Origin of the sequence: Streptomyces sp. NPDC088812, from assembly GCF_044750285.1 — a bacterium.
Lineage (GTDB): Bacteria > Actinomycetota > Actinomycetes > Streptomycetales > Streptomycetaceae > Streptomyces.
The window spans coordinates 1-21548 of sequence record NZ_JBIVJP010000006.1; the positions used below are offsets into that span (position 1 = coordinate 1).

Sequence of the window (21548 nt, forward strand, 5' to 3'; positions counted from 1 at the left end):
GTTGATAGGCCGGATCTGGAAGCACGGTAACGTGTGGAGGTGACCGGTACTAATAGGCCGAGGGCTTGTCCTCAGTTGCTCGCGTCCACTGTGTTGGTTCTGAAACCACGAACAGCCCCACGTTGTCACAGGCGTGGTGCGGCTGACAGTTTCATAGTGTTTCGGTGGTTATAGCGTGAGGGAAACGCCCGGTTACATTCCGAACCCGGAAGCTAAGCCTTTCAGCGCCGATGGTACTGCAGGGGGGACCCTGTGGGAGAGTAGGACGCCGCCGAACAATTTTTGAGAAATCCCCCGTGCCGGACGGCACGGGGGATTTCTGCGTTTAGGGTCGAGAACATGGACTACGACCTGGTCATCTTCGACAACGACGGTGTGCTCGTCGACAGCGAACCCATTTCCAACCGGCTGCTCGCCGCCTATCTGACCGAGCTGGGGCACCCCACGACGTACGAGGAATCGATCCGGGACTACATGGGGTCCGCGATGCACCGGATCCATGAGCTGGTCCTGGAGCGGACCGGGCAGCGGCTGCCGGCGGACTTCGACGACGTCTTCCACGCCCGGGTCTTCGCCGCGTTCGAGCAGGAACTGGTCGCCGTCGACGGGGCCGCCGCCGTCCTGGAGAAACTGGCCGCCAACGGGGTGCCGTACTGTGTGGCGTCCTCCGGCAGCCATGAACGCATTCGGGTGGGCCACCGGACGACCGGGCTCGACCGGTGGTTCGACGAGGGACGGATCTTCAGCTCGCAGGACGTGGGCCGGGGCAAGCCGGCCCCGGACCTGTTCCTGTACGCGGCCGAGCGGATGGGAGTCGCACCGCGGCGCTGCGTCGTCGTGGAGGACTCACCACTCGGCGTGCAGGCGGCCGTCGCGGCCGGGATGGACGTGTACGGGTTCACCGCCATGACACCGGCGGACAAGCTGGCCGGAGCCGACCGCCTCTTCTCCGACATGGCCGAGCTGGCCGACCTGCTCGCCTGACCCCTGCAACTCGCCCGACCCCCGCCCCACGACCCCCGGAAGGTGAAGGAAATTCACCTTCTACTGGATCTATCCACCCGTACGCCGGAGCCCTACGCTCGCCGCCATGACGGAAGTGCTGCGGCGCGGTAGGGCCTCGCTGGCGTTCGGGTTCTTCGCGCAGGGCGTCGCCTTTGCCCTGCTCGTGACCCGGATCCCGGCCATCCAGGACCGGTACGGGGTGTCGGACGCGCTGCTGCCCCTCTTCCTCGCCGCCGTGCCCGTCCTCGCCGGTGTCGGCAGCGTGGCCACCGAACAACTGGTGAAGCGCATACCGGCGCGTTCGCTGCTGCGCTGGTCCCAGCCGGTCGTACTCCTGGCGCTGCTCGGAGTCGGCGCCGGCGAGCGCATGGTCGCGCTCGGAACCGCCCTCGCGGTCTTCGGGATGGCGGTCGGGATGCTGGACGCCTCGATGAACATGCTCGGGGTGAGCATGCAGCGGGCGTACGGGCGGAGCATCATGCTCGGTTTCCACGCCGCGTACAGCCTGGGTGGAATCCTGGGCGCCTCCCTGGCGTGGGCGGGGGCGCACTGGCACCTCGCGCTCTGGGTGTCGTATCTGCCGGTCGTGGCGGTGCTGTTGCCGGCCGTGCTGGTGGGGAGCCGGTGGTATGCCTACGGGGACGGCGGCACCCTCCAGGTGGCGGACGGGGCGGCGGACCGGGCCGGGAACGGGGCCGGGAACGGGGCCGGGCGGGGGGACGGTGAGGGTGTCGTCTTCAGGGCGCTGCTGCCGCTGTGCCTGGTGATGACCTTCGCGTACATCGGGGACTCGACCGTCTCCAACTGGAGTGCCAAGTACCTCCAGGACGTGCTGGGAGGGTCCGAGCAGCTGGCGACCGTGCCCTACAACGTGTACATGGTGACGACGTTGCTCGGGAGGGCCGTCGGGGACTTCGGGGTGCGGCGGTTCGGGGCGGTGGGCGTCGTGCGGGCGGGGGCACTGGTGGCCGCGGTGGGGTTCGCCGTGGTGGCGGTCGCCCCGGGGGCGTGGCTGGGGATCGGAGGGTTCACCTTGCTCGGAGTGGGGCTGTGTGTGCTGGTGCCGCAGACGTTCGCCGCGGCCGGGAGGATGTTCCCGGGCGCTTCGGACGCGGCGGTGGCGCGGCTCAACGTCTTCAACTACGTGGGTTTCCTGATCGGTTCGCCGTTGGTGGGGGCGTTGGGGGACGCGTGGAGCTACCGGGGGGCGATGGTGGTGCCGATGGTGTTGGTGCTGGTGACGTTGGTGTACGCCCGGTCGTTCGCCGCTCGGCCGGACCGATACGGTGGCGGTCATGAGCGGCCGCGCACAGCTGATGTGGGACGAGGCAGTAACGGGCTACGACTTCGGCCCGGACCATCCGATGGACCCGGTCCGGCTGGATCTGACCCGGAGGCTCGTCCACGCCCTGGAGCTCGACCGTGAGGTGACGGTCGCGTCCGCCAAGCCGGCCGGGGACTCGACGCTGCGGCTGGTGCACCGCGAGGACTACATCGCCGCGGTGAAGGCGGCCTCGCTGGACCCGGGCGCGGCGGACACCTCGTACGGGCTGGGGACGGTGGACGATCCGGCCTTCGCCGGGATGCACGAGGTGTCCTCCCTCATCGCCGGGCTGTCCGTGGGGGCGGCGGAGGCGGTGTGGCGCGGGGAGGCGCTGCACGCGGTGAACTTCGCGGGCGGCCTGCACCACGCGATGCCGGGCGGCGCGTCGGGGTTCTGCATCTACAACGACGCCTCGATGGCCATCGCGCGGCTGCTGGAGCTGGGGGCCCGGCGGGTCGCCTACGTGGACGTCGACGTACATCACGGGGACGGGGTGCAGGCGGCGTTCTGGGAGGACCCGCGGGTCCTGACGATCTCGTTGCACGAGCATCCCCGGACGCTGTTCCCGCAGACCGGGTGGCCCGAGGAGACGGGGGCGGAGCGGGCCGAGGGGTCGGCGGTGAACGTCGCCCTGCCGGCGGGGACCGGGGACGCGGGATGGCTGCGGGCGTTCCACGCCGTCGTGCCGGAACTGATCGCCGACTTCCGGCCGGACGTCCTGGTCACCCAGCACGGGGCCGACACGCACTTCGAGGACCCGCTCGCCCACCTCGCGGTGTCGCTGGACGCCCAGCGGGCCGTGCAGACGGCCTGCCACGATCTGGCGCACGCGCACGCCGGGGGGAAGTGGGTCGCGCTGGGCGGGGGTGGCTACGCCGTGGTCGACGTGGTGCCGCGGTCGTGGGCGCATCTGGTGGGCGTGGCGGCGGGGGCGCCGGTGCCGCCGGAGACGGTGATCCCCGAGGGCTGGCGGCAGGACGTCTTCGCCCGTACCAGGCAGCTGGCCCCCGCGCGGATGACCGACGGGCGGTGGCCCGTGGAGTGGGCGGACTGGGAGGCGGGGTACGACCCCGCGGACCGGCTGGACCAGGCGGTGCTGGCCACGCGGCGGGCCGCGTATCCGCTGCGGGGGCTGCTGCCGTAGCGCAGAGACGGGAGGGGAGACGGGAGGGGAGACGGGAGGCTTACGCCGACCGTGCGCTCTTCGGCCGTTCCCGGGACGCCCCCCGCCCTCCTCGCGCACCATCACCCCCGTGTGGAGTACCGCGGCCCTGAGGGCCCATCTGCTCGCTGCCGGGCTGGCCGGGGTGGTGGCCACCTCCCGGGAGGAGAGCCTGCGCAGTTACCGCCTCTTCGCCGCCCGCGATCCCCGGCTGCTGATCGGTATCGATCCCGAGAGGACCTGGGAGGTGCGGGATCTGGTCGCGTTGATGGCGGCCAAGTGCGGGGTTTCGGCCGATCCGGCGGACGTTTCGGGGCATGATGTGATCGACCCCGAGCGGACCCTGGCGGCCCTCGACGCCTTCGCGGAGCGGCTGACCGACGTCGCCCGTCGTGCCGCGCCCGTGCTCCTGGGCACCGGGCACCCGCATCGGCTGCTCGGTTTCTACGGCGGGATCGCGGACGCTTTGTCGGCGGCGGGATGTGAGGTCCTCACCCCCGCGCAGGGTCGCTGTGTCGACATAACGACCCGGTTCGGACTACGCACGTACAACCTGGACTACGTACGAGGTGTCGCGCTGGTGCGGGGTCCGGAGGGCCGGCGCCCCGGTTGTGCGACCGGCGCGCACACCCACTCGCCCCTCCCGGTTCGACTGGCGCTGGCGGCGGCCGCGGAGGCCGGCGGGCCGCTGCCGGAGCTGGTCATCGGGGATCACGGGTGGCTCTGCGGGGCAGGTCAGCTGGGGTTCGAGGCGATGGGACCGGCGGACACCGACGACCCGGCGCCGTTCGTGGGGGAGGCCGAGGGGTCGGTGTCCGTCGTCGTTCCACTTGATGACGGCGTGCGGTCCGCTTACTACCTCCCGCTGACCCGCTACGTACTCAATCGGGCGTGTCTGTCACAGTAGGCCGCCGATGGGTGCACCTCTTCCCCACTCGCATCACCCGCCCCTACATTGGGGAGTGAGCACGCAGCGACGAAGAGTCACCGGAAGGGGAAGCCGGTGGCCGTCGAGTCGAGTGCGGAAGGTTCAGGTGTGTCATGGCTGCTGACCAGAGGCCTCTGAGCGAGGTTCAGTTCCTTACCGTGGCGGAAGTCGCCTCGGTGATGCGAGTGTCCAAGATGACCGTGTACCGGCTGGTGCACAGCGGTCATCTGCCCGCGATCCGGGTGGGACGGTCCTTCCGTGTCCCCGAGAACGCGGTTCACGAGTACCTCCGCGAGAGCTACGTGGGGGTGGAAACCGCCTGACGGCTGGGTCCGGGGGGATCCGTTCACCGGGCACGTCAGGGTCCCTCCGCCCCTCGATTACGACCTCAGCGCTCGGGCGGGTAGGCTAGCCCCTCGTAGGTCGTATGGGCCCATGGCGCCCAGCACCGAGTGATGAGAAGTGAGCGAGGGTAGTCGTGGGCTCTGTTATCAAGAAGCGGCGCAAGCGGATGGCCAAGAAGAAGCACCGCAAGCTGCTCAAGCGCACGCGCGTTCAGCGTCGCAACAAGAAGTAAGCGCAGTTCGTTCGCGCGGCATCGGCCGCGAGAGCGTGGTGTGGCCCCCCATCGTCCGACGGTGGGGGGCCACACGCGTCTCCGGAACGTCGTGCGGAGGGGTGAACGCCGTGCACGGGACCGGACGGGCACCCGGCCCCTCCGGTCGTACGGACGGTCGCCTTGCGTCAGACGGTGGCCTTGCGTCATGTGGCGCGTCGGGCGGTCGTACCGGCGCGACACCGACCGGCTAAGTTGGCCCGCGGACGGGGAACGCGGCAGGGTAACGAGCAGTGCGGCGGCCGGGCGGTACCAGTGCGGAAGGAAGGCGCTGATCTTGGGCAAGGTTGTGCTCGTCACCGGAGTGGCCCGTCAGCTCGGGGGCCGGTTCGTACGACGGATCCAGCGTGACCCGGAGGTCGACCGGGTGATCGCCGTGGACGCCGTGCGGCCCGAGCACCATCTCGGCGGGGCCGAGTTCATCCAGGCCGACATCCGGCAGCCCACCATCGCGCGGGTGCTCGCCGAGACCGGTGCCGACACCGTCGTCCACCTGGACGTGACGGCCACCGCGCTGGGCAGCGGCAGCCGGACCCTGGTCAAGGAGACCAACGTCATCGGGACCATGCAGCTCCTCGGCGCCTGTCAGAAGTCGCCGAGCGTGCGACGGCTGGTGGTCAAGTCCAGTACGAACGTGTACGGGTCCGCGCCCCGGGACCCTGCCGTCTTCACCGAGACGACCTCGGCGAAGTCGCTGCCCAGCGGCGGTTTCGCCAAGGACATCTGCGAGGTCGAGGGGTATGTGCGCGGTTTCGCCCGGCGGCGGCCGGACGTCGCGGTCTGCGTGCTGCGGTTCGCCAACATCCTCGGGCCGACCGCCGAGACCCCGCTCGCCTCGTACTTCTCGCTGCCGGTGCTGCCGACGGTCCTCGGCTACGACCCGCGGCTCCAGTTCGTGCACGAGGACGACGTGATCGAGGTGCTGCGGATCGGCTCCCACGAACCGGCGCGGGGCACCCTCAACAGCGGGACGTTCAACATCGCCGGCGACGGCGTCCTGCTGCTGTCGCAGTGCTCGCGGCGGCTCGGGCGGCCCACCGTGCCGCTGCTGCTGCCCGCGGTGACCTGGGCGGGCTCCCTGGTCCGTACGCTGGGCGTGACGGACTTCTCGCCCGAGCAGATCCGGCTGCTCACCCACGGCCGGGTCGTGGCGACGGACCAGATGCGCGAGACGCTGGGCTTCACGCCGAGGTACACCACCGCGGAGACGTTCGCGGACTTCGCCCGCAGTCAGGGTCCGGGGCTCCTGCCCCCCGAGGTCATCGCGGGAGCCGTCGACCGGATCGCCGCGCTGCCCCTCGCGGGCGGCGGCCACCCCCCGACCCAGAGCGCCAACTGAGGAGCGCATCAACGATGGCGGACGCCAAGGTCATTCCGTTCGACGACGACCGGTCCCGTGGGAGCGCCGTGCAGCGGCCGTCGCGGCGCCGGAGCGGGGGCGGCCGGCGCACGAGCGGCGAGTCGGCGCCGGTCCGTGAGATCGGTGACGCCGGTGAGGGCCGGCCCCTGCCCGCCAGGGCGGCCGCGAAGGATGATGATCCCGTGACCGGTACCGGGGAGGAGCGGCCGCGGCCGCCGCGGGAGGACGCCGGCGGAATCGAGCGGCGCATCGCGGGCGGTCTGGCCTTCCTGCGCCGCCGTCTGACGGGTGATTACGACGTCGACGACTTCGGCTACGACGAGGAGCTCACCGACCAGGTCCTGATGTCGCTGCTGCGGCCGGTGTACGAGAAGTACTTCCGGGTCGAGGTGAAGGGCCTGGAGAACATTCCGGCCGCGGGCGGCGCGCTGATCGTCGCCAACCACTCCGGGACGCTGCCGCTGGACGGGCTGATGCTTCAGGTCGCCGTCCACGACCACCATCCGGCGGGCCGCCATCTGCGGCTGCTGGCCGCCGATCTCGTCTTCGTCCTGCCCGTCGTCAACGAGCTGGCCCGCAAGCTCGGCCACACCCTCGCCTGCGCGGAGGACGCCGAACGGCTGCTGGCGGCGGGCGAGCTGGTCGGAGTGATGCCGGAGGGCTTCAAGGGCATCGGGAAGCCGTTCAGCGAGCGCTACAAGCTCCAGCGGTTCGGCCGGGGCGGTTTCGTCTCCACGGCCCTGCGGCAGGGTGCTCCGATCGTCCCCTGCTCGATCGTCGGGGCGGAGGAGATCTACCCGATGATCGGCAACGCCAAGACGCTCGCCCGGCTGCTCGGCTTCCCGTACTTCCCGCTGACGCCGACGTTCCCGTGGCTGGGGCCGTTGGGCGCGGTGCCGCTGCCGACGAAGTGGACGATCCAGTTCGGTGAGCCGATCCGGACGGACGGGCACCCGCCGGAGGCGGCGGAGGATCCGATGCTGATGTTCAACCTGACGGACCAGGTGCGGGAGCAGATCCAGCACACGCTGTACAAGCTGCTGGTGCAGCGGCGGTCGGTGTTCTTCTGAGGCTGCTGCCGGGGCCTCCGGGCTGCGGCGGGCTGCCGGTTCGGCGGGCTGACGGGCTGCGGCCGGTACGGCGGTGAGGGGTGCCCTTTCCAGGAAGGGCACCCCTCACCGCCGTACGGGGCCGCTAGTCCGTGTCCTCGCTGTCGATGCCCAGGCCGGGCAGGAGGCCGGGGAGGAGGGGCGGGAGGGTGACGTCCGGGGCGGTGGTGGCGGGGTCGCTGGTGGACGGGGAGGCGCTGTCGGCGTCCTGGGGCGGATCGAGCAGGCCGCCGGTGTCGCCGCCGAGCAGCCCGTCGTCGTCGGTGCCGGTGGAGGACGACCTGCTCGGGCTGCTGGTGTCGCCGCCGGTGTCTGCGGAGCCGGCGGGTCCGTCGCCGGTGCTGGGGGCGGTGGAGCGGCCGGTGTGGGTGGTGCCGGGGGAGGCCGGGCCGGTGCTCCGCCCGCTGCCGCCGCTTCCGTTCCGGGCCGGGGGCTCCGGGAGGAGGGATTGCAGCGGGGCCACCTCTTCGTCTATGGCGTCGAAGACCGACGAGACCTCTCGACTGACGTCGCCGAGCTGGACGGGGAGCCTGTCGCGCAGGGCGCCCCAGGCCTCGCGGTGCGAGCGGGAGAACGCGGACAGGGCCTGGATGGGGCCCAGGGAGTCCGGGTCCCGCTCGTACGCCTCGTGCAGCAGCCGGTGGCCTTCGGAGGCGTCGTGGCGCATGCCGGACAGGGCGCGGCGGATCTCGCCGAGGGACTCGTGGTCGAGGTGGGCGCCGCCGCGGCCGCGCTCCATGAGCCTGCGGGCCTCGCCGAGCCGTGTGGAGGCCTGGTCGAGGTAGGCCTCGCCGCGTTCGCTGTCGCCCTCGGCGAGGTAGTTGAGCTTGAAGTCCTCGATGCCGCGTTTGAGTCCGTAGAGCGAGTCACCGGGCAGCGCGTCGGAGCTCGCGGCGGCGACGCCGCCGAAGGCGCCCGCGGCCATGCCGACGCTCAGGCCGCCTGCGGTGAGGCCCTTGGCGAGCCGTGTGCGCGGTCGGAACTTCCCCAGGGGGCTCGCCCGGTGGGTGCCCCGCGCCCGCGAGCGCTCGCCCGCCTCCTGCCGGCGCCCTTCGGCGGCGGGAGCGTTGCTCCCTCTCTGTCCGGGCACCGCGAAGTCCGGCGCCTCGCCCGCGGTGCCCGCCTGCAGCATGGCCTCCATCGCGGCGACCAACTGGGCGCGCTGGACGACCTTGACCTCGGGGTCGAGTTCCGGTTTGGGCAGCTCGGCGAGACTCGTCGCGAGGGCCAGGAGGCGGCCCCGCTCGGTCTGGTCCGCAGCGGCCGGGGCCGGTGCCGATCCTTCGGACTGCTCGGCCGCCGTGCCCTGGTCGGACTGCTCCTCCAGGGCCTGGGCGAAGGCGTGCGCCCGCCGGTGCGCCGATACGTTCGCGATCACTGGCGGCACCTCCTCTCGTCATGACGGTCGGCTCCCCGGGGGTCTGGGGGGTGCACGCCCTCGATCCTTTCCACCCGATCGAGTGAGCGGAGGTGGCGAGGACGTGTCCACAGGGAGCCTGTATCCCGCACAACGACTGGCGCGGCACTTGGGTTACGGACTGCCGGTGACCGGATGCGAAAGTCAACCCACTTTCACGGAACGTGAGTTGAGGTGGCCGACGGTGAGCGGGGTCAGCGCGCGTCGTCCGGGAGGAGACGGGCGAGGGTGCGGACGGCCCGGTACTGGAGGGTTTTGATGGCGCCTTCGTTCTTGCCCATCACGCGGGCGGTCTCGGCGACGGAGAGGCCCTGGAGGAAGCGGAGGGTGACGCACTCCTGCTGCTGCGGGTTGAGCCGTCGTACGGCGTCCAGCAGGGCGGCGTTGGAGAGGGACTCGAGGACGGAGTCCTCCGGGGAGCGCTCGACCTCGTTGGCGTCGAGCATCTCGCCGGTGGTGACCTCCAGGCGGAAGCGGCTGGACTTGAAGTGGTCCGCCACCAGGTTGCGGGCGATGGTGACGAGCCAGGCGCCGAAGTCGCGGCCCTGCCAGGTGAAGGTGCCGATGCGGCGCAGGGCGCGCAGGAACGTCTCACTGGTGAGGTCCTCGGCGGTCGCCTTGCCGCCGACGCGGTAGTAGATGTAGCGGTAGACCGTGTCGCTGTACTGGTCGTACAGCCGCCCGAACGCGTCGGCCTCGCCGTCCTGGGCCCGCTCGACGAGGTCCATCATCCGGGCGCTGTCGCTGTCGGCGGCCGGCCGGCGGGCGGTGGCCGCGCCGGCCGAGCGTCCTCGTCTGCCCACCGCGGCGCTGCCGTCGGCCAGTGCGTAGCACGGGCCCGCCGGAGCGGCGGTGGCGAAGGCGGGGACGGCGTACGCGGTGGGGACGAAGCCGCGCAACAGGTCCTGGACCGTAGCGACCGTTGCGCGCAGCGTAGCCAGGCCCGAGGCGTCAACCCCGACGTGTGGGTACACGGGACTCCCAGAGGCAGAGCTTCCATCACGTGCAGTGCGGAACCATTCACCCGTCGTAGCGACGGAGGGGTACCGGATTGCGTCTGAGGAGAATAACGCTTCGTACAGGCGCTGCTACACCGAGTTGCTCAAATCGACGATTACGTCGCTTCTCTAGCCGTTTGACGCTCGATCAAGTTGCTGGGAGTGAGCGTTTATTGATCGAAACGGTCCGAGTTTCCGGTCGGTCCGGGGCGTGTTGTGGCGGTGCGCGGACAAGGCGGGCGGGGGCTTGTCGCGGGGGTACGGCGGTGGATCGGGGCGCGCGCGGGCAGCCCGCCCACGTCGGCAGGTGAGACGCCGGGCGAGTCGGTGTGTGCGTCAACCGCAGGGGTCACCGCGTGCGTCAACCGCGGGGGTCACCTGCGAGGAGCGGGGGCGCTCCCGGGTCCCGGCGGCGGAGAGGGGGCAGCGGTGGCGGCGGAGGGTCGGTGGTGGCGGAGGACGGACGGTTGCGGCGGCGGAGGGTCGGTGGTGGCGGAGGGTCGGCGACGGTGGAGGGTCGGCGACGGTGGAGGGTCAGCGGCGGCGGCGGTGGAGGGCGATCGCCGCCGCCGTGCCACCGGCCACCGCGCCCACGCCGGCCGCCGCCGGGATGCCGACCTTGGCCGCCTTGCGGCCCGTGCGGTAGTCGCGCAGCCGCCAGTCCAGCTCGCGGGCGTGCCTGCGGAGCTTCGCGTCGGGGTTGATGGCGTAGGGGTGGCCGACGAGCGAGAGCATCGGGATGTCGTTGTGGGAGTCGCTGTAGGCGGCGCAGCGGGAGAGGTCCAGGCCCTCCGCCGCGGCCAGTGCCCGGACCGCCTCCGCCTTGGCCGGGCCGTGCAGCGGCTCGCCGACCAGCTTGCCGGTGTAGACCCCGTCGACCGACTCGGCGACCGTGCCCAGTGCCCCGGTCAGGCCGAGCCGGCGCGCGATGACCTGGGCGATCTCCACCGGTGCGGCGGTGACGAGCCACACCTTCTGGCCGGCCTCCAGGTGGGCCTCGGCCAGGGCGCGGGTGCCGGGCCAGATCCGCTCGGCCATGTACTCGTCGTAGATCTCCTCGCCGATCGACCGGAGCTCGGCGACGCGGTGGCCCTTGACGATCGACAGGGCGGAGTCGCGGGCCTCCTGCATGTGCTCCGGGTCCTCGACACCGGCCAGCCGGAACCACGTCTGCTGCCAGGCGAACTTGACGAGGTCGCGGGTCTCGAAGAACTTCCGCTTGTAGAGGCCCCGGCCGAAGTGGAAGAGGGCGGCGCCCTGCATCACGGTGTTGTCGAGGTCGAAGAACGCGGCGGCGCGGTCGTCGCCGTGCACGGGGAACGGCGGTTCCTGTGCGGAGACGTCCTTGCGGGCGGCCTCCGCCGACGCTTCGCCTGCCAACACGCTCCGCGCCGTGGCGGAGCGCCTACGGGGAGTGAGCCATCCGAGAGCGGCCATGGCGTGAGCATAGCCAGTCTGTTCGGTGGTTCCGGTTTCACGAGGTCGGGACGCTGTGAACTCTCGGCGACCGTGTCGTTGAAGGCGTCGCGAAAGGCCCCGGAAAGGCCCCCCGGACGGCCCCCGGACGGCGCTCCGGACGGCGTCGCGGACGGCGTCGCGCGGAGCGTGGCCCGGCGGTCCGTCGCCGGTTTTGTGTCACGGTCCCGCGCACGGCCGCTGCCCGATGTGCGAGGGCGCGCGAGAATGGCCGGCATGAGTCCCCTGTTTCGCCGGAAGGGCCCCGCCCCGCAGGACCGGCTGGTGACGTTGATCGGCAAGCCCGGCTGCCATCTGTGCGAAGACGCGCAGGTGGTGGTCGAGAAGGTGTGCGGTGATCTCGGGGTCCCGTGGGAGAGGCGGGACATCACCGAGGACCCCCGGCTCCACGACCAGTACTGGGAGCAGATCCCCGTGGTGCTCGTGGACGGGAAGCAGCACACCTTCTGGCGCGTTGACGAGGAGCGGCTGCGCAGGGAGCTCTCGGGGAACTGAGGGAGCCTGCGGGAGCCCCTCGGAGAGCCGGAGAGCCGCTCGGGCAGCTGACAGGAAACTGACCGGCCAGTCCAAGAGTCCCGAAAAGTCGCTTAAAATCGACGGCGACCAGGTCTCGGGGGCGGGATTCGTGAGGAGAGTGTGCGACTTTGCCCCCAATACGGAAGGAACGTGGGCGCGCGTGCGCCGGTTCCCCACGAACGCGCCGGGGGCGCGTGAGCCCGGTCACGTTGGCCGGGCAAATCGGACACCATCTTTGTGCACGCGTTCACAAAGACATAGCCTGCTGTCGACGGGGCGGTCTGGGGACGTATGACCGCCTGCAGCCCCGCTCTACCCGCAGGAGCACCGTGGCAACTGGCCGAACTCACCGACCGGCGACCCGCAGCCGAGGCATTCCCGAGGCCACCGTCGCCCGTCTTCCGCTGTACCTCCGCGCCCTGACCGCGCTCTCCGAGCGCTCGGTGCCCACGGTCTCCTCCGAGGAGCTCGCGGCCGCGGCGGGGGTCAACTCCGCGAAGCTGCGCAAGGACTTCTCGTACCTGGGCTCCTACGGGACGCGAGGAGTGGGGTACGACGTCGAGTATCTCGTCTACCAGATCTCCCGTGAGCTGGGCCTGACCCAGGACTGGCCGGTCGTGATCGTCGGTATCGGTAACCTCGGCGCGGCGCTGGCCAACTACGGCGGGTTCGCCTCTCGTGGCTTCCGGGTCGCGGCCCTCATCGACGCCGACCCCGCGATGGCCGGGAAGCCCGTCGCCGGGATCCCCGTCCAGCACACCGACGACCTGGAGAAGATCATCCAGGACAACGGCGTGTCGATCGGTGTCATCGCGACGCCCGCCGGTGCCGCCCAGCAGGTCTGCGACCGGCTCGTGGCCGCCGGTGTCACCTCCATCCTGAACTTCGCGCCGACCGTGCTGTCCGTCCCGGACGGCGTCGACGTGCGCAAGGTCGACCTCTCCATCGAGCTTCAGATCCTCGCCTTCCACGAGCAGCGCAAGGCCGGCGAGGAGGCCGCGCTCGACGCCGCGCCCGCCCCGGCCACCGCGTCCGCCCCGGCCGCCCCGGCCGCCGCCGCGCCCCGCGGGAAGACCACCGACCAGGGACCCGACGGGGATGTCCCCGCCGTGATGCCGGCATGAGTCTCCTCGTCGTCGGGCTGAGCCACCGCAGCGCCCCGGTCAGCGTCCTGGAGCGGGCCTCGCTCTCCCCGGACGCCCGGTGCAAGCTGCTCCAGGACACGGTCGCCGCCGAACCGGCCGCCGAGGCCGCGGTGCTCGCCACCTGCAACCGCATCGAGCTGTACGCCGACGTCGACAAGTTCCACGCCGGTGTCGCCGAGCTGTCCACCCTGCTCGCCCAGCACAGCGGCGTGGGGCTGGAGGAGCTCACCCCCTACCTCTACGTGCACTACGAGGACCGCGCCGTCCACCACCTGTTCTCGGTGGCCTGCGGCCTGGACTCGATGGTCGTCGGCGAGGGTCAGATCCTCGGCCAGATCAAGGACTCCCTGGCCCGCGCCCAGGAGCTGCACACCGCCGGACGGCTGCTGAACGACCTGTTCCAGCAGGCCCTGCGGGTCGGCAAGCGCGCCCACTCCGAGACCGGCATCGACCGCGCCGGCCAGTCCCTGGTCACCTTCGGCTTGGAGCAGCTGGCGGCGGGCAGGGACGTGGCCGGGTGGGCGCGGGGCAAGCGCGCCCTGGTCATCGGCGCCGGCTCGATGTCGTCCCTGGCCGCGGCGACCCTCGCGCGCGTGGGCGTGGCCGAGATCGTCGTCGCCAACCGCACCTTCGACCGCGCCGAGCGCCTCGCCCGGATCCTCACCGACGCCGGGGACACGGACGTCGTGGCCCGCGCGGTGTCGATGGAGTCGGTGGCCGAGGAGCTGACACGTGCCGACGTCGCCGTCTCCTGTACGGGGGCGACGGGACTCGTCCTGACGGCGGAAGCGGTCGCGACGGCGGTCGAGGGCCGCACCGGGACCCCCGTCGCCCCCACCGGCGGCACCGTGGGTGCCGGGACGGCGCCGGCGGACGTACGGCCGCTGCCGCCCACCTCCGTGGGCACCGACGACGGCTGCCCGCTGGACCTGTCGGCCGTACCGCAGTCCGGCTTCGCCGTGCAGCAGTCCGGTTTCTCCGTGATGGGCGAGGCCGCCGTGGCCGGCATGGACGCGGCGAGGCTGGAGCAGCACGCCGCGTGGGCGGCCGGCACCGCCGTCGACCGCCGTGAGGCCGCCCGCCGGCCCGACGCCGACTCCGGGCTGATCACCGCGCTGGCCGCGACCGCCGCGACCGTCGGCCGCATCCCCGAGCTGCGCAGGCCCGAGCCGGTCGCCGTGCCCGTACGGCCCGAGCCGGTGCTGTTCCTGCTGGACCTGGCGATGCCGCGGGACGTCGACGCGGCCGCGCACCGGCTCGCCGGGGTGCGCCTGGTCGACATCGAGTCGCTCGCCGAGGCCTCCGCGCCTGCATCTGACAAGCGGACTCCGTCCGCGGGGCCGATGGCGGCGGACGTGGACCAGGTGCGGCGGATCGTGGGCGACGAGGTCGCCGCGTTCGGCGCCGCGCAGCGGGCCGCGCACATCACGCCGACCGTCGTCGCGCTGCGCGCGATGGCCGCCGACGTCGTGGCGAGCGAGATCGCCCGGCTCGACGGCCGGCTGCCCGGCCTGGACGACAAGCACCGCGCGGAGATCACACAGACCGTACGGCGCGTCGTGGACAAGCTGCTGCACGCGCCGACCGTCCGGGTCAAGCAGCTCGCGGCCGAGCCCGGCGGCGCCGGGTACGCGGACGCGCTGCGCACCCTGTTCGACCTCGACCAGGAGACGGTGGCCTCCGTCTCGCGCGCCGAGGACAGCACCGAGAAGAACCGAGGGCCACGATGACCAAGAAGGCACTGAGACTGGGCACCAGGCGGAGCAAACTCGCCATGGCCCAGTCCGGGCAGGTGGCGGAAGCCGTGAGCCAGGTGACCGGACGGCCCGTCGAACTCGTCGAGATCACCACCTACGGCGATGTCTCCCGCGAGCACCTCGCGCAGATCGGCGGCACGGGCGTGTTCGTCACCGCGCTGCGGGACGCGCTGCTGCGGGGCGAGGTCGACTTCGCGGTTCACTCGCTGAAGGACCTGCCGACGACGCAGCCCGAGGACCTGGTCCTGGCCGCGATACCGGAGCGCGAGGACCCGCGGGACGTGATCGTCGCCCGGGACGCGCTGAAGTTCACCGACCTGCCCCGCGGGGCGCGCATCGGTACCGGTTCGCCGCGCCGTATGGCGCAGCTGAACGCGTACGCGCGCAGCCACGGGCTGGACATCGAGACCGTGCCGATCCGCGGCAACGTCGACACCCGGATCGGGTTCGTACGGAACGGCGAGCTGGACGCGGTGGTGCTGGCCGCGGCCGGGCTGAACCGCATCGGCCGCAGTGAGGAAGTGACCGACTTCCTGTCGGTCGACACGGTTCTGCCCGCTCCCGGCCAGGGGGCGCTGGCGATCGAGTGTGCCGCGCACGACGCGGAACTCGTCGCGGCACTCGGCGAACTCGACGACCCGTTCACGCGGGTCGCCGTGACCGCCGAACGGTCACTGCTCGCCGCCCTGGAGGCCGGTTGCAGCGCTCCCGTAGGAGCGCTGGCCGACTTGTTGGGTGACAGGCAGATTGTCAACGAAATGCGCCTGCGCGGCGTCGTCGGCACCACCGACGGCACGCGCATGGTGCAGCTGTCCACCACCGGTCCCGTGCCCGAGACGCACGACCGGGCAATGGCGCTCGGTCGCGAACTCGCGGCCGAGATGCTTGCCCAGGGCGCGGCCGGTCTGATGGGGGAGCGAGCACAGTGAGCCCCACCACCCTTCCCACCGGCCTTGAACACGGGCACGTCACCTTCCTGGGTGCCGGACCCGGGGATCCGGGGCTGCTGACTCTGCGCGCCGTGGAGGCGCTGGCCAACGCGGACGTCCTCGTCGCCGAGCACGAGGTGCTCGACGTCGTGCGGACGCACGCCAGGCCGGGCGTCGCCGTCGTGAACGCGGAACCGGATCCCTCGTCGGATCCGCTCCCGGGCACGGGCACGCCTCACCCCAAGCTTGTTGACGCTACGTCAACAAGCGCTGCGGTACCCGCTGTGCGGGATGCGGCACATCTTGTCATGGAGGCCGCGCGGGGCGGCAGGCGGGTCGTCCGTGCGGTGACCGGGGACCCGGGACTCGATACGTACGCGGCGAAGGAAATGCTCGCGTGCGCGGCGGCCGGTGTGCCGTTCGAGGTCGTCCCCGGTGTCGCGGCGGCGGTCGGCGTACCCGCGTACGCCGGTGTGCCGCTGCGGGACGCGCACGGCGCTGACGTCCGGTTCGTGGACGCGCGCACGGCGTCCGACCGGTGCTGGACCGAGGTCGGCGCCTCCGACGGGACCGTCGTCGTGTCGACCACGCTGGACGCGGTGGCCGCCGCGGCGGGCGAGCTGGTCTCGGCCGGGCGCAAGCCGGACACTCCGCTGACGGTGACGGTCGCCGGTACGACGACCCGGCAGCGGACGTGGAACGCCACCCTCGGCACGATCGCGCAGACGCTGAAGCAGGCGAAGGTGCTGCCTTCGCCCGAGGGCGGCCGGCCGGTGATAGCCGTGGTCGGTGACCGTTCCGCCCCGGCCCAGCGCGACCAGCTGGCGTGGTTCGAGTCCAAGCCGCTGTTCGGCTGGAAGGTGCTCGTGCCGCGGACCAAGGAACAGGCGGCGTCGCTCTCCGACCAGCTGCGGTCCTACGGTGCCGTGCCGCACGAGGTGCCCACGATCGCCGTCGAGCCGCCGCGCACGCCCCAGCAGATGGAGCGCGCGGTCAAGGGCCTGGTCACCGGCCGCTACGAGTGGATCGCCTTCACCTCGGTGAACGCCGTCAAGGCGGTGCGCGAGAAGTTCGAGGAGTACGGGCTCGACGCCCGCGCCTTCGCCGGGATCAAGGTCGCCGCGGTGGGTGAGCAGACCGCCAAGGCGCTGATCGCCTTCGGCGTGAAGCCGGACCTGGTGCCCAGCGGCGAGCAGTCGGCCGCCGGACTCCTGGAGGACTGGCCCCCCTACGACCCGGTCTTCGACCCGATCGACCGCGTCTTCCTGCCCCGCGCCGACATCGCCACGGAGACCCTGGTCGCCGGGCTCATCGAGCTGGGCTGGGAGGTCGACGACGTCACCGCCTACCGGACCGTGCGCGCCTCGCCGCCGCCCGCGGAGACGCGGGAGGCGATCAAGGGCGGCGGCTTCGACGCCGTTCTCTTCACGTCGTCGTCCACCGTGCGGAACCTGGTCGGTATCGCGGGCAAGCCGCACAACGTGACGGTCATCGCCTGTATCGGCCCGGCGACCGCCAAGACGGCGGAGGAGCACGGGCTGCGGGTCGACGTGATGGCCCCGGAGCCGTCCGTGCACAAGCTGGCGGAGGCACTGGCCGACTTCGGCCTGCGGCGGCGGGCCGCGGCGCTGGACGCCGGGGACCCGGTGACCCGGCCGAGCGAGCGGCGCCCGGGGTCGCGGCGACGCCGGGCGACCTGAGGTGAGGAGGGGCGCCCTTTCGGGGGCGCCCTTCTTCGTCCGGTCTCCAACGTCACCGATGTGTCGGGAGATGGGCGACAGCCCCGGACATCCGGCAAGTGGACCTGTGTCTTGCAGTACCTGTTCAGGCTCGGGTCACGGCGGTGTGGAGTTCCCGTACGCCTGTGGTCCGCGGGTGCCGCTCCTCGCGGCGGCCGCTGCGGCGAGGGGCGAGCCCGAGACTTCGGCCCAGGTACGGGCGCGGTCGGCGGTGAGGCGGGCGCGGTCGTAGGAGCCGAGCTTGATGAGTACGGCGGAGGCGAGGCTGTAGACCGAGGAGAGCCGGGCCTGGTCGAGGCTCTGCCGGGACGCGATTCCCGCGAATCGGCCCGCCCGGAGGCGGTGCCCGCCACCATGGGGCGGATGACAGCCCTCACCTCCGCAGACCTGTGGCACCACTACGGCCGCGCCCGTCACACCACCGACCGGACTGTGCCCGACACGTTCCGGTGGGCCTGGGGCCAGGACTGCGGGCCCGGTCCGGACATCCTCGGCGACCTGTCCGGACTGTGCGTCGCCGACCTCGGCGCGGGCGCCGCCCGGCACGCCGCCCACCTGGCCGTCCACCACCGGCCCGCCCGGGTCGTCGCCGTCGACGCCTCACCCGCCCAGCACGCCATGGCCACGGACCTCTACGGCCATCTCGCGCCGAGCCTGCAACTGGTGCGGTCGGACGTTGTGAAGCACTTGCGGGCGGAGCCCGGCACGTACGACGTGCTCTACAGCGTGTTCGGCGCGGTCGACTTCACCGAGCCACGCCACCTGCTGCCGGCGGCGGCGTCCGCGCTGCGGCCGGGCGGACGGCTGGTGTTCTCCACCCTCGCCCACTATCTCGGCGGGGCGCCCGCACAGCCCGACGTGGAGCACGCCGACATTCCGGCCAGGACCCCGGACGGGGAGTCGGCCACGATGCGCCGCTGGGTGCTCCAGGAACACGTGTGGGCCAAGCTCCTCGACGCGGCCGGATTCACCCGGATCAGCGGCGACCTCCTGCCCGCCGGGCAGGGGCCGCGAGCGGCCGACACGCTGCTGCTCACCGCATGGCGCGGGCCGCTGCCGTAAACGGCGCCGGAGACAGTCGCTGCGTCGGTGATGAGCCTGCCCCGGCGACGGGATGCCCTGCTCATCACACGAGCACCATGGCGCGGCTCTGGAGGAGCGGGCCGCCGACCCACACGTGGACCCCCGCGTCCGTTGATCCAGGCCATCATCGACTGTGTCCGTCCTACCCCGGACGACACGATCACCGACCCCGCTAGTGGAACCGGCGGCTTCCTGCGCGTCGAAACGGAACGTTCCAAGGCGTACACGTACGACGAACTGGTCGCCCGCGGCAAAGCCAACCTCGCCATCACCTGGCTCCGCGATCCCAGTCTCGATGACGCGGACAACCTGCCCGCGCCTGAAGTCCTGGCCGCCGAGATCGTCGAGGACCTCCAGGCCGCGCTGGAGGAGTTCGCCGCGATCGCGGAGACCTTGCAGCAGGCACGGCGGGAAGGCTCGGCGGAGGAGGCGGCCCCGGTCGCCGACTGAGATGCAGATGTGGCTCGTACCCGGGAAGTCGGGTGCGAGCCACATCTGCTTACTGCGTCAGCGCCCGGAGGCGTACGGGAGGAAGGTCGCCCAGGTGGTGGGGGTGAGGGTGAGGCGGGGGCCGTGGGGGTTCTTGGAGTCGCGGACGAGGATGTGGTCGGGGGCTGCGGCCACTTCGACGCAGTCGGGGCCTTCGGCGGTGCTGTAGCTGCTCTTTATCCAATCAAGTTCACGATCGGCTTGGGTGGAGGAGGTACGCATCATGTGTCTCCCAGCACTTTCTCGATGAAGGCCAGTGACTCACTCGGTGTGAGAGCCTGCGCCCGGATGATTCCATAGCGCATCTCCAGGACCTGCACGTGTTTCGGGTCAGTGATCATTCGACTGATCTCCTGAACTTCGACGTGCCCCACAGTGGCCCCCTCCCTGAGCCTGAGCAGCCTGAACGAGCCACCTAGACCGGAGTTCTCCTGGCGGCCCAGGGGGAGGACCTGGAGGTCCACATTGCGAAGCCGGCCGATTTCCAGCAAGCGTTCGAGTTGGGCTCGCATCACCATCTTGCCCCCGATGGGCCGACGGAGCGTCGACTCGCACTGGACGAAGCTGAAGAGGGGCCGTCCTGCCGACTCGTTCACGATCGCCTGGCGAGACATACGAGCGGTCACACGCTGCTCCAACTCCTCCTCCATGAGGGGCGGCCGACTGCCGAGGTAGACCGCCCGCGCATACTCCACTGTCTGCAACAACCCATGCACCACGGAGTTGTTGTAGGCGCAGAGCTCGACGGCGTCCGCCTCCAGCTTCTTCAGGTCCCGTACCTTCTTCGGGTACCGGACCTCCGCCACGTCCTCCTTCAGCGCGGCGATTTTGCCGCCCGCGTTCAGGGTCTCGTCGGCGCGGTCCAGGTACTCGGGTCGGGGGATGCGTCGCCCCCGTTCCACGGAGGAGACCAGTTCCTCGCCGTATCCGATGGCCGCCCCGAACTCGGCCTGGGTGAGGCCGGCCGACTCCCGCCACAGCTTCAACTGCCGCTGGACGGCCCTCATCACGGCCCCGGCCTCCTCGTCGTCCGCCGCTCCCGCGTCCCACTCGTTCACGTCCGTCACCCTCCCGCCGTGCCCTTCCCGGTCCAACCCCGGCGCCTGCTCCCCGTCACCCCGTACGGTCCGGACGGAAACCGGACGCCGTGCGGACGGACACCGTCCGCATGGGCCGCCCGTCTTCACAGAGTACGCACGCATAAACACGCTGAGTGATGTGAATCAGCAAACTGCGCCCGCCGCGCCCGCTCCTGTCCACCTGTTCTCGGTGCCGCTCTCCGCCACCCGGCGCGGCGCCCGTCTCGCCCGCCTGCTCGCGGCGGAGCGGCTGAACGACTGGGGGCTGCCGTGCGATCCGGCCCGGCTCGTCATCGCCGAACTGGCTGCGAACGCCGCGCTGCACGGCCGTGTCTCCGGTCAGAGTTTCCGGCTCACCCTCTCCGTCACCGCGTCCGGGGTGCTGCGCATCGAGGTCAGTGACAGCCGGGGCGACCTTGATCCTTCCCGGGGGCGATCGGCGGCCGAGGTGCCTGCGGAGTCCGGGTACGGCCTGCTGCTCGTGGAGGAGTTGGCGGACCGCTGGGGTGTACGGCCGGGACCGGTGCCGGGCAAGACGGTGTGGGCGGAGATCGATCTGGCGTCCCCTCGGTGAACGCCAGGCGGGCGGTACGCGGCAGGAATCCGGATCTACGGGTCAGCTCGCCCCGCCCTGGCCCGCGCTGCCCATCGGGCCGACCGTGATGGAGGAGCCGGTGCCGTCGGTGACGGGCAGGGTGGCGGCGCCCGGCCAGGCGAGGGTTACCGACTTCGTCTCGTTCGGCGGGGTCACCACCAGGCCGGTGATGCTGACGCCGGAGCCGCCCGAGTCGTTGAGCGGGTAGACGATGCCGAAGGACACCGACTCGCCGTCCTTGAGGGTCACGGGGTCGGACGTCTGGCCATTGCGCTCGGCGGAGAGCTCCCCCGCGCTGGTCTTCAGGTCGACGCCCGCGTACCCGGACAGGGTGCAGTCGTGGCCGCCGCCGTTCTTGAACGTGACCGCGACCGAGCCTTCGGCGTCACCGGTGATGGTGGTGTCCGTCGCGGTGACCTCCAGTTCGTCGGTCCGGCACGTGCCGGTCTCGGCGTCCGTGTCGGAGCCGCTCCCGGCGGAGTCCGTCTCCCCTGCCTGCTCCGAGCCTCCCTGCTCCGAACCGGTGGAAGCCGAGGTGGTGTTCGAGGTGGATGCGGAAGACGCGGACGCCCCGTCGCTCTGCGCCGCGAGGTCGTCGCCGTTGCAGGCCGTGAGCGAGAGACCCGCGGCGACGGCCAGGGCGGCGAAGGTGAGCTTGCGAACGCGCATTGTTGCTTCCTCAGTCTCGGTGGATTCTGTCGGCCGCTCGGTCCGCATCGGTACGAGCGCGCTTTTCTGATCACCAAGACATGTCCGCGCCACGACTCGTTCCGCTCAACCACCGTTCCGGACACCGCCGTTACATACACGCTCCGGTACGC

Annotated in this window: 22 protein-coding genes, 2 rRNA genes and 1 pseudogene; 18 read left to right on the top strand and 7 right to left on the bottom strand. The window is 71.5% G+C overall.

The genetic code is table 11. The features are described from left to right. The 10 genes from ACIP67_RS12180 to ACIP67_RS12225 form a co-directional block, all read left to right on the top strand. A 23S ribosomal RNA gene (locus ACIP67_RS12180) occupies positions 1–73 on the top strand; the annotation flags it as partial. Between the two features lie 87 nt (positions 74–160). Next, positions 161–277 (top strand): 5S ribosomal RNA (gene rrf / locus ACIP67_RS12185). A gap of 62 nt (positions 278–339) precedes the next feature. Continuing rightward, positions 340–984 carry an HAD family hydrolase gene (locus tag ACIP67_RS12190; protein ID WP_401691010.1) on the top strand — a complete coding sequence of 215 codons (645 nt, stop codon included), beginning with the start codon at positions 340–342 and terminating at the stop codon, positions 982–984. A 106-nt stretch (positions 985–1090) separates the two neighbouring features. Then, the gene (locus ACIP67_RS12195) at positions 1091–2431 is read left to right on the top strand and encodes an MFS transporter (protein ID WP_401691011.1); all 1341 of its coding nucleotides are present in this window, start codon (positions 1091–1093) and stop codon (positions 2429–2431) included. Beyond that, positions 2322–3473 (top strand): acetoin utilization protein AcuC, encoded by a 1152-nt coding sequence (locus ACIP67_RS12200; RefSeq protein WP_401691013.1) that lies wholly within the window; start codon positions 2322–2324, stop codon positions 3471–3473. The genes ACIP67_RS12195 and ACIP67_RS12200 overlap by 110 nt, the downstream gene beginning before the upstream one ends. 109 nt (positions 3474–3582) lie before the next feature. Beyond that, positions 3583–4398: a phosphatase gene (locus tag ACIP67_RS12205; RefSeq protein ID WP_401691015.1), complete on the top strand. Its 816-nt coding sequence runs from the start codon at positions 3583–3585 to the stop codon at positions 4396–4398. Between the two features lie 134 nt (positions 4399–4532). Next, entirely contained in the window at positions 4533–4742 is a 210-nt protein-coding gene (locus ACIP67_RS12210; protein ID WP_162655568.1) for a helix-turn-helix domain-containing protein, read from the top strand. Positions 4743–4897: 155 nt separating this feature from the next. Then, positions 4898–4996 carry a 30S ribosomal protein bS22 gene (locus ACIP67_RS12215; protein WP_003948845.1) on the top strand — a complete coding sequence of 33 codons (99 nt, stop codon included), beginning with the start codon at positions 4898–4900 and terminating at the stop codon, positions 4994–4996. 316 nt (positions 4997–5312) lie between these two features. After that, positions 5313–6374, top strand: coding sequence for an NAD-dependent epimerase/dehydratase family protein (locus ACIP67_RS12220; RefSeq protein WP_401691017.1), 1062 nt, complete (start codon positions 5313–5315; stop codon positions 6372–6374). 14 nt (positions 6375–6388) lie between these two features. After that, entirely contained in the window at positions 6389–7465 is a 1077-nt protein-coding gene (locus ACIP67_RS12225; RefSeq protein WP_401691019.1) for a lysophospholipid acyltransferase family protein, read from the top strand. Positions 7466–7589: 124 nt separating this feature from the next. Here the strand turns inward: ACIP67_RS12225 and ACIP67_RS12230 are convergent, their stop codons facing one another. The 3 genes from ACIP67_RS12230 to ACIP67_RS12240 all read right to left on the bottom strand — a co-directional run bounded on the left by ACIP67_RS12230 (position 7590) and on the right by ACIP67_RS12240 (position 11356). Continuing rightward, positions 7590–8882, bottom strand: a complete 1293-nt coding sequence (locus ACIP67_RS12230) for a DUF5667 domain-containing protein (protein ID WP_401691021.1) — start codon at positions 8880–8882, stop codon at positions 7590–7592. A 233-nt stretch (positions 8883–9115) separates the two neighbouring features. After that, positions 9116–9895 carry an ECF subfamily RNA polymerase sigma factor, BldN family gene (locus tag ACIP67_RS12235; protein ID WP_401691023.1) on the bottom strand — a complete coding sequence of 260 codons (780 nt, stop codon included), beginning with the start codon at positions 9893–9895 and terminating at the stop codon, positions 9116–9118. A 558-nt stretch (positions 9896–10453) separates the two neighbouring features. Further along, positions 10454–11356, bottom strand: a complete 903-nt coding sequence (locus ACIP67_RS12240) for an HAD family hydrolase (RefSeq protein ID WP_401691025.1) — start codon at positions 11354–11356, stop codon at positions 10454–10456. A 246-nt stretch (positions 11357–11602) separates the two neighbouring features. Between ACIP67_RS12240 and ACIP67_RS12245 the strand changes: the two genes are divergently transcribed. The 5 genes from ACIP67_RS12245 (at position 11603) to ACIP67_RS12265 (ending at position 17442) form a co-directional block, all read left to right on the top strand. Then, positions 11603–11890: a glutaredoxin family protein gene (locus tag ACIP67_RS12245; RefSeq protein WP_401691027.1), complete on the top strand. Its 288-nt coding sequence runs from the start codon at positions 11603–11605 to the stop codon at positions 11888–11890. A 350-nt stretch (positions 11891–12240) separates the two neighbouring features. Continuing rightward, positions 12241–13035 carry a redox-sensing transcriptional repressor Rex gene (locus tag ACIP67_RS12250; RefSeq protein WP_401691029.1) on the top strand — a complete coding sequence of 265 codons (795 nt, stop codon included), beginning with the start codon at positions 12241–12243 and terminating at the stop codon, positions 13033–13035. Beyond that, positions 13032–14786, top strand: coding sequence for a glutamyl-tRNA reductase (locus ACIP67_RS12255; RefSeq protein WP_401691031.1), 1755 nt, complete (start codon positions 13032–13034; stop codon positions 14784–14786). Before ACIP67_RS12250 ends, ACIP67_RS12255 begins: the two co-directional genes overlap by 4 nt. After that, positions 14783–15742, top strand: coding sequence for a hydroxymethylbilane synthase (gene hemC / locus ACIP67_RS12260; RefSeq protein ID WP_401691033.1), 960 nt, complete (start codon positions 14783–14785; stop codon positions 15740–15742). Before ACIP67_RS12255 ends, hemC begins: the two co-directional genes overlap by 4 nt. Continuing rightward, positions 15739–17442 carry a uroporphyrinogen-III synthase gene (locus ACIP67_RS12265; RefSeq protein ID WP_401691035.1) on the top strand — a complete coding sequence of 568 codons (1704 nt, stop codon included), beginning with the start codon at positions 15739–15741 and terminating at the stop codon, positions 17440–17442. The genes hemC and ACIP67_RS12265 overlap by 4 nt, the downstream gene beginning before the upstream one ends. Before the next feature lie 183 nt (positions 17443–17625). On the opposite strand, the pseudogene ACIP67_RS12270 reads toward ACIP67_RS12265, so the two are convergent. Continuing rightward, positions 17626–17790 (bottom strand): annotated as a pseudogene (locus ACIP67_RS12270) (transcriptional regulator); the annotation flags it as partial. A gap of 54 nt (positions 17791–17844) precedes the next feature. Here ACIP67_RS12270 and ACIP67_RS12275 point away from each other — a divergent pair. After that, positions 17845–18543, top strand: coding sequence for a class I SAM-dependent methyltransferase (locus ACIP67_RS12275; RefSeq protein ID WP_401691037.1), 699 nt, complete (start codon positions 17845–17847; stop codon positions 18541–18543). A gap of 132 nt (positions 18544–18675) precedes the next feature. Beyond that, a complete protein-coding gene (locus ACIP67_RS12280) occupies positions 18676–19014 on the top strand; it encodes a methyltransferase (protein WP_401691039.1) in 339 nt (112 codons plus the stop codon). A 57-nt stretch (positions 19015–19071) separates the two neighbouring features. Here the strand turns inward: ACIP67_RS12280 and ACIP67_RS12285 are convergent, their stop codons facing one another. Further along, a complete protein-coding gene (locus tag ACIP67_RS12285) occupies positions 19072–19278 on the bottom strand; it encodes a DUF397 domain-containing protein (protein WP_401691041.1) in 207 nt (68 codons plus the stop codon). Beyond that, positions 19275–20111: a helix-turn-helix transcriptional regulator gene (locus tag ACIP67_RS12290; protein ID WP_401691043.1), complete on the bottom strand. Its 837-nt coding sequence runs from the start codon at positions 20109–20111 to the stop codon at positions 19275–19277. The genes ACIP67_RS12285 and ACIP67_RS12290 overlap by 4 nt, the downstream gene beginning before the upstream one ends. Before the next feature lie 160 nt (positions 20112–20271). Here ACIP67_RS12290 and ACIP67_RS12295 point away from each other — a divergent pair, with 160 nt between their 5' ends. Continuing rightward, positions 20272–20706, top strand: coding sequence for an ATP-binding protein (locus ACIP67_RS12295; RefSeq protein ID WP_401691045.1), 435 nt, complete (start codon positions 20272–20274; stop codon positions 20704–20706). Positions 20707–20748: 42 nt separating this feature from the next. Here ACIP67_RS12295 and ACIP67_RS12300 read toward each other — a convergent pair whose 3' ends face one another. Beyond that, the gene (locus ACIP67_RS12300) at positions 20749–21396 is read right to left on the bottom strand and encodes a DUF4232 domain-containing protein (RefSeq protein ID WP_401691046.1); all 648 of its coding nucleotides are present in this window, start codon (positions 21394–21396) and stop codon (positions 20749–20751) included. Positions 21397–21548: the final 152 nt, after the last annotated feature.

Coding starts and splice junctions, on each gene's coding strand:
- ACIP67_RS12190 (WP_401691010.1), top strand. CDS start 340: ATGGACTACGACCTGGTCATCTTCGACAACGACGGTGTGCTCGTCGAC.
- ACIP67_RS12195 (WP_401691011.1), top strand. CDS start 1,091: ATGACGGAAGTGCTGCGGCGCGGTAGGGCCTCGCTGGCGTTCGGGTTC.
- ACIP67_RS12200 (WP_401691013.1), top strand. CDS start 2,322: ATGTGGGACGAGGCAGTAACGGGCTACGACTTCGGCCCGGACCATCCG.
- ACIP67_RS12210 (WP_162655568.1), top strand. CDS start 4,533: ATGGCTGCTGACCAGAGGCCTCTGAGCGAGGTTCAGTTCCTTACCGTG.
- ACIP67_RS12225 (WP_401691019.1), top strand. CDS start 6,389: ATGGCGGACGCCAAGGTCATTCCGTTCGACGACGACCGGTCCCGTGGG.
- ACIP67_RS12240 (WP_401691025.1), bottom strand. CDS start 11,356: ATGGCCGCTCTCGGATGGCTCACTCCCCGTAGGCGCTCCGCCACGGCG.
- ACIP67_RS12245 (WP_401691027.1), top strand. CDS start 11,603: ATGGCCGGCATGAGTCCCCTGTTTCGCCGGAAGGGCCCCGCCCCGCAG.
- ACIP67_RS12255 (WP_401691031.1), top strand. CDS start 13,032: ATGAGTCTCCTCGTCGTCGGGCTGAGCCACCGCAGCGCCCCGGTCAGC.
- hemC (WP_401691033.1), top strand. CDS start 14,783: ATGACCAAGAAGGCACTGAGACTGGGCACCAGGCGGAGCAAACTCGCC.
- ACIP67_RS12275 (WP_401691037.1), top strand. CDS start 17,845: ATGACAGCCCTCACCTCCGCAGACCTGTGGCACCACTACGGCCGCGCC.
- ACIP67_RS12285 (WP_401691041.1), bottom strand. CDS start 19,278: ATGATGCGTACCTCCTCCACCCAAGCCGATCGTGAACTTGATTGGATA.
- ACIP67_RS12300 (WP_401691046.1), bottom strand. CDS start 21,396: ATGCGCGTTCGCAAGCTCACCTTCGCCGCCCTGGCCGTCGCCGCGGGT.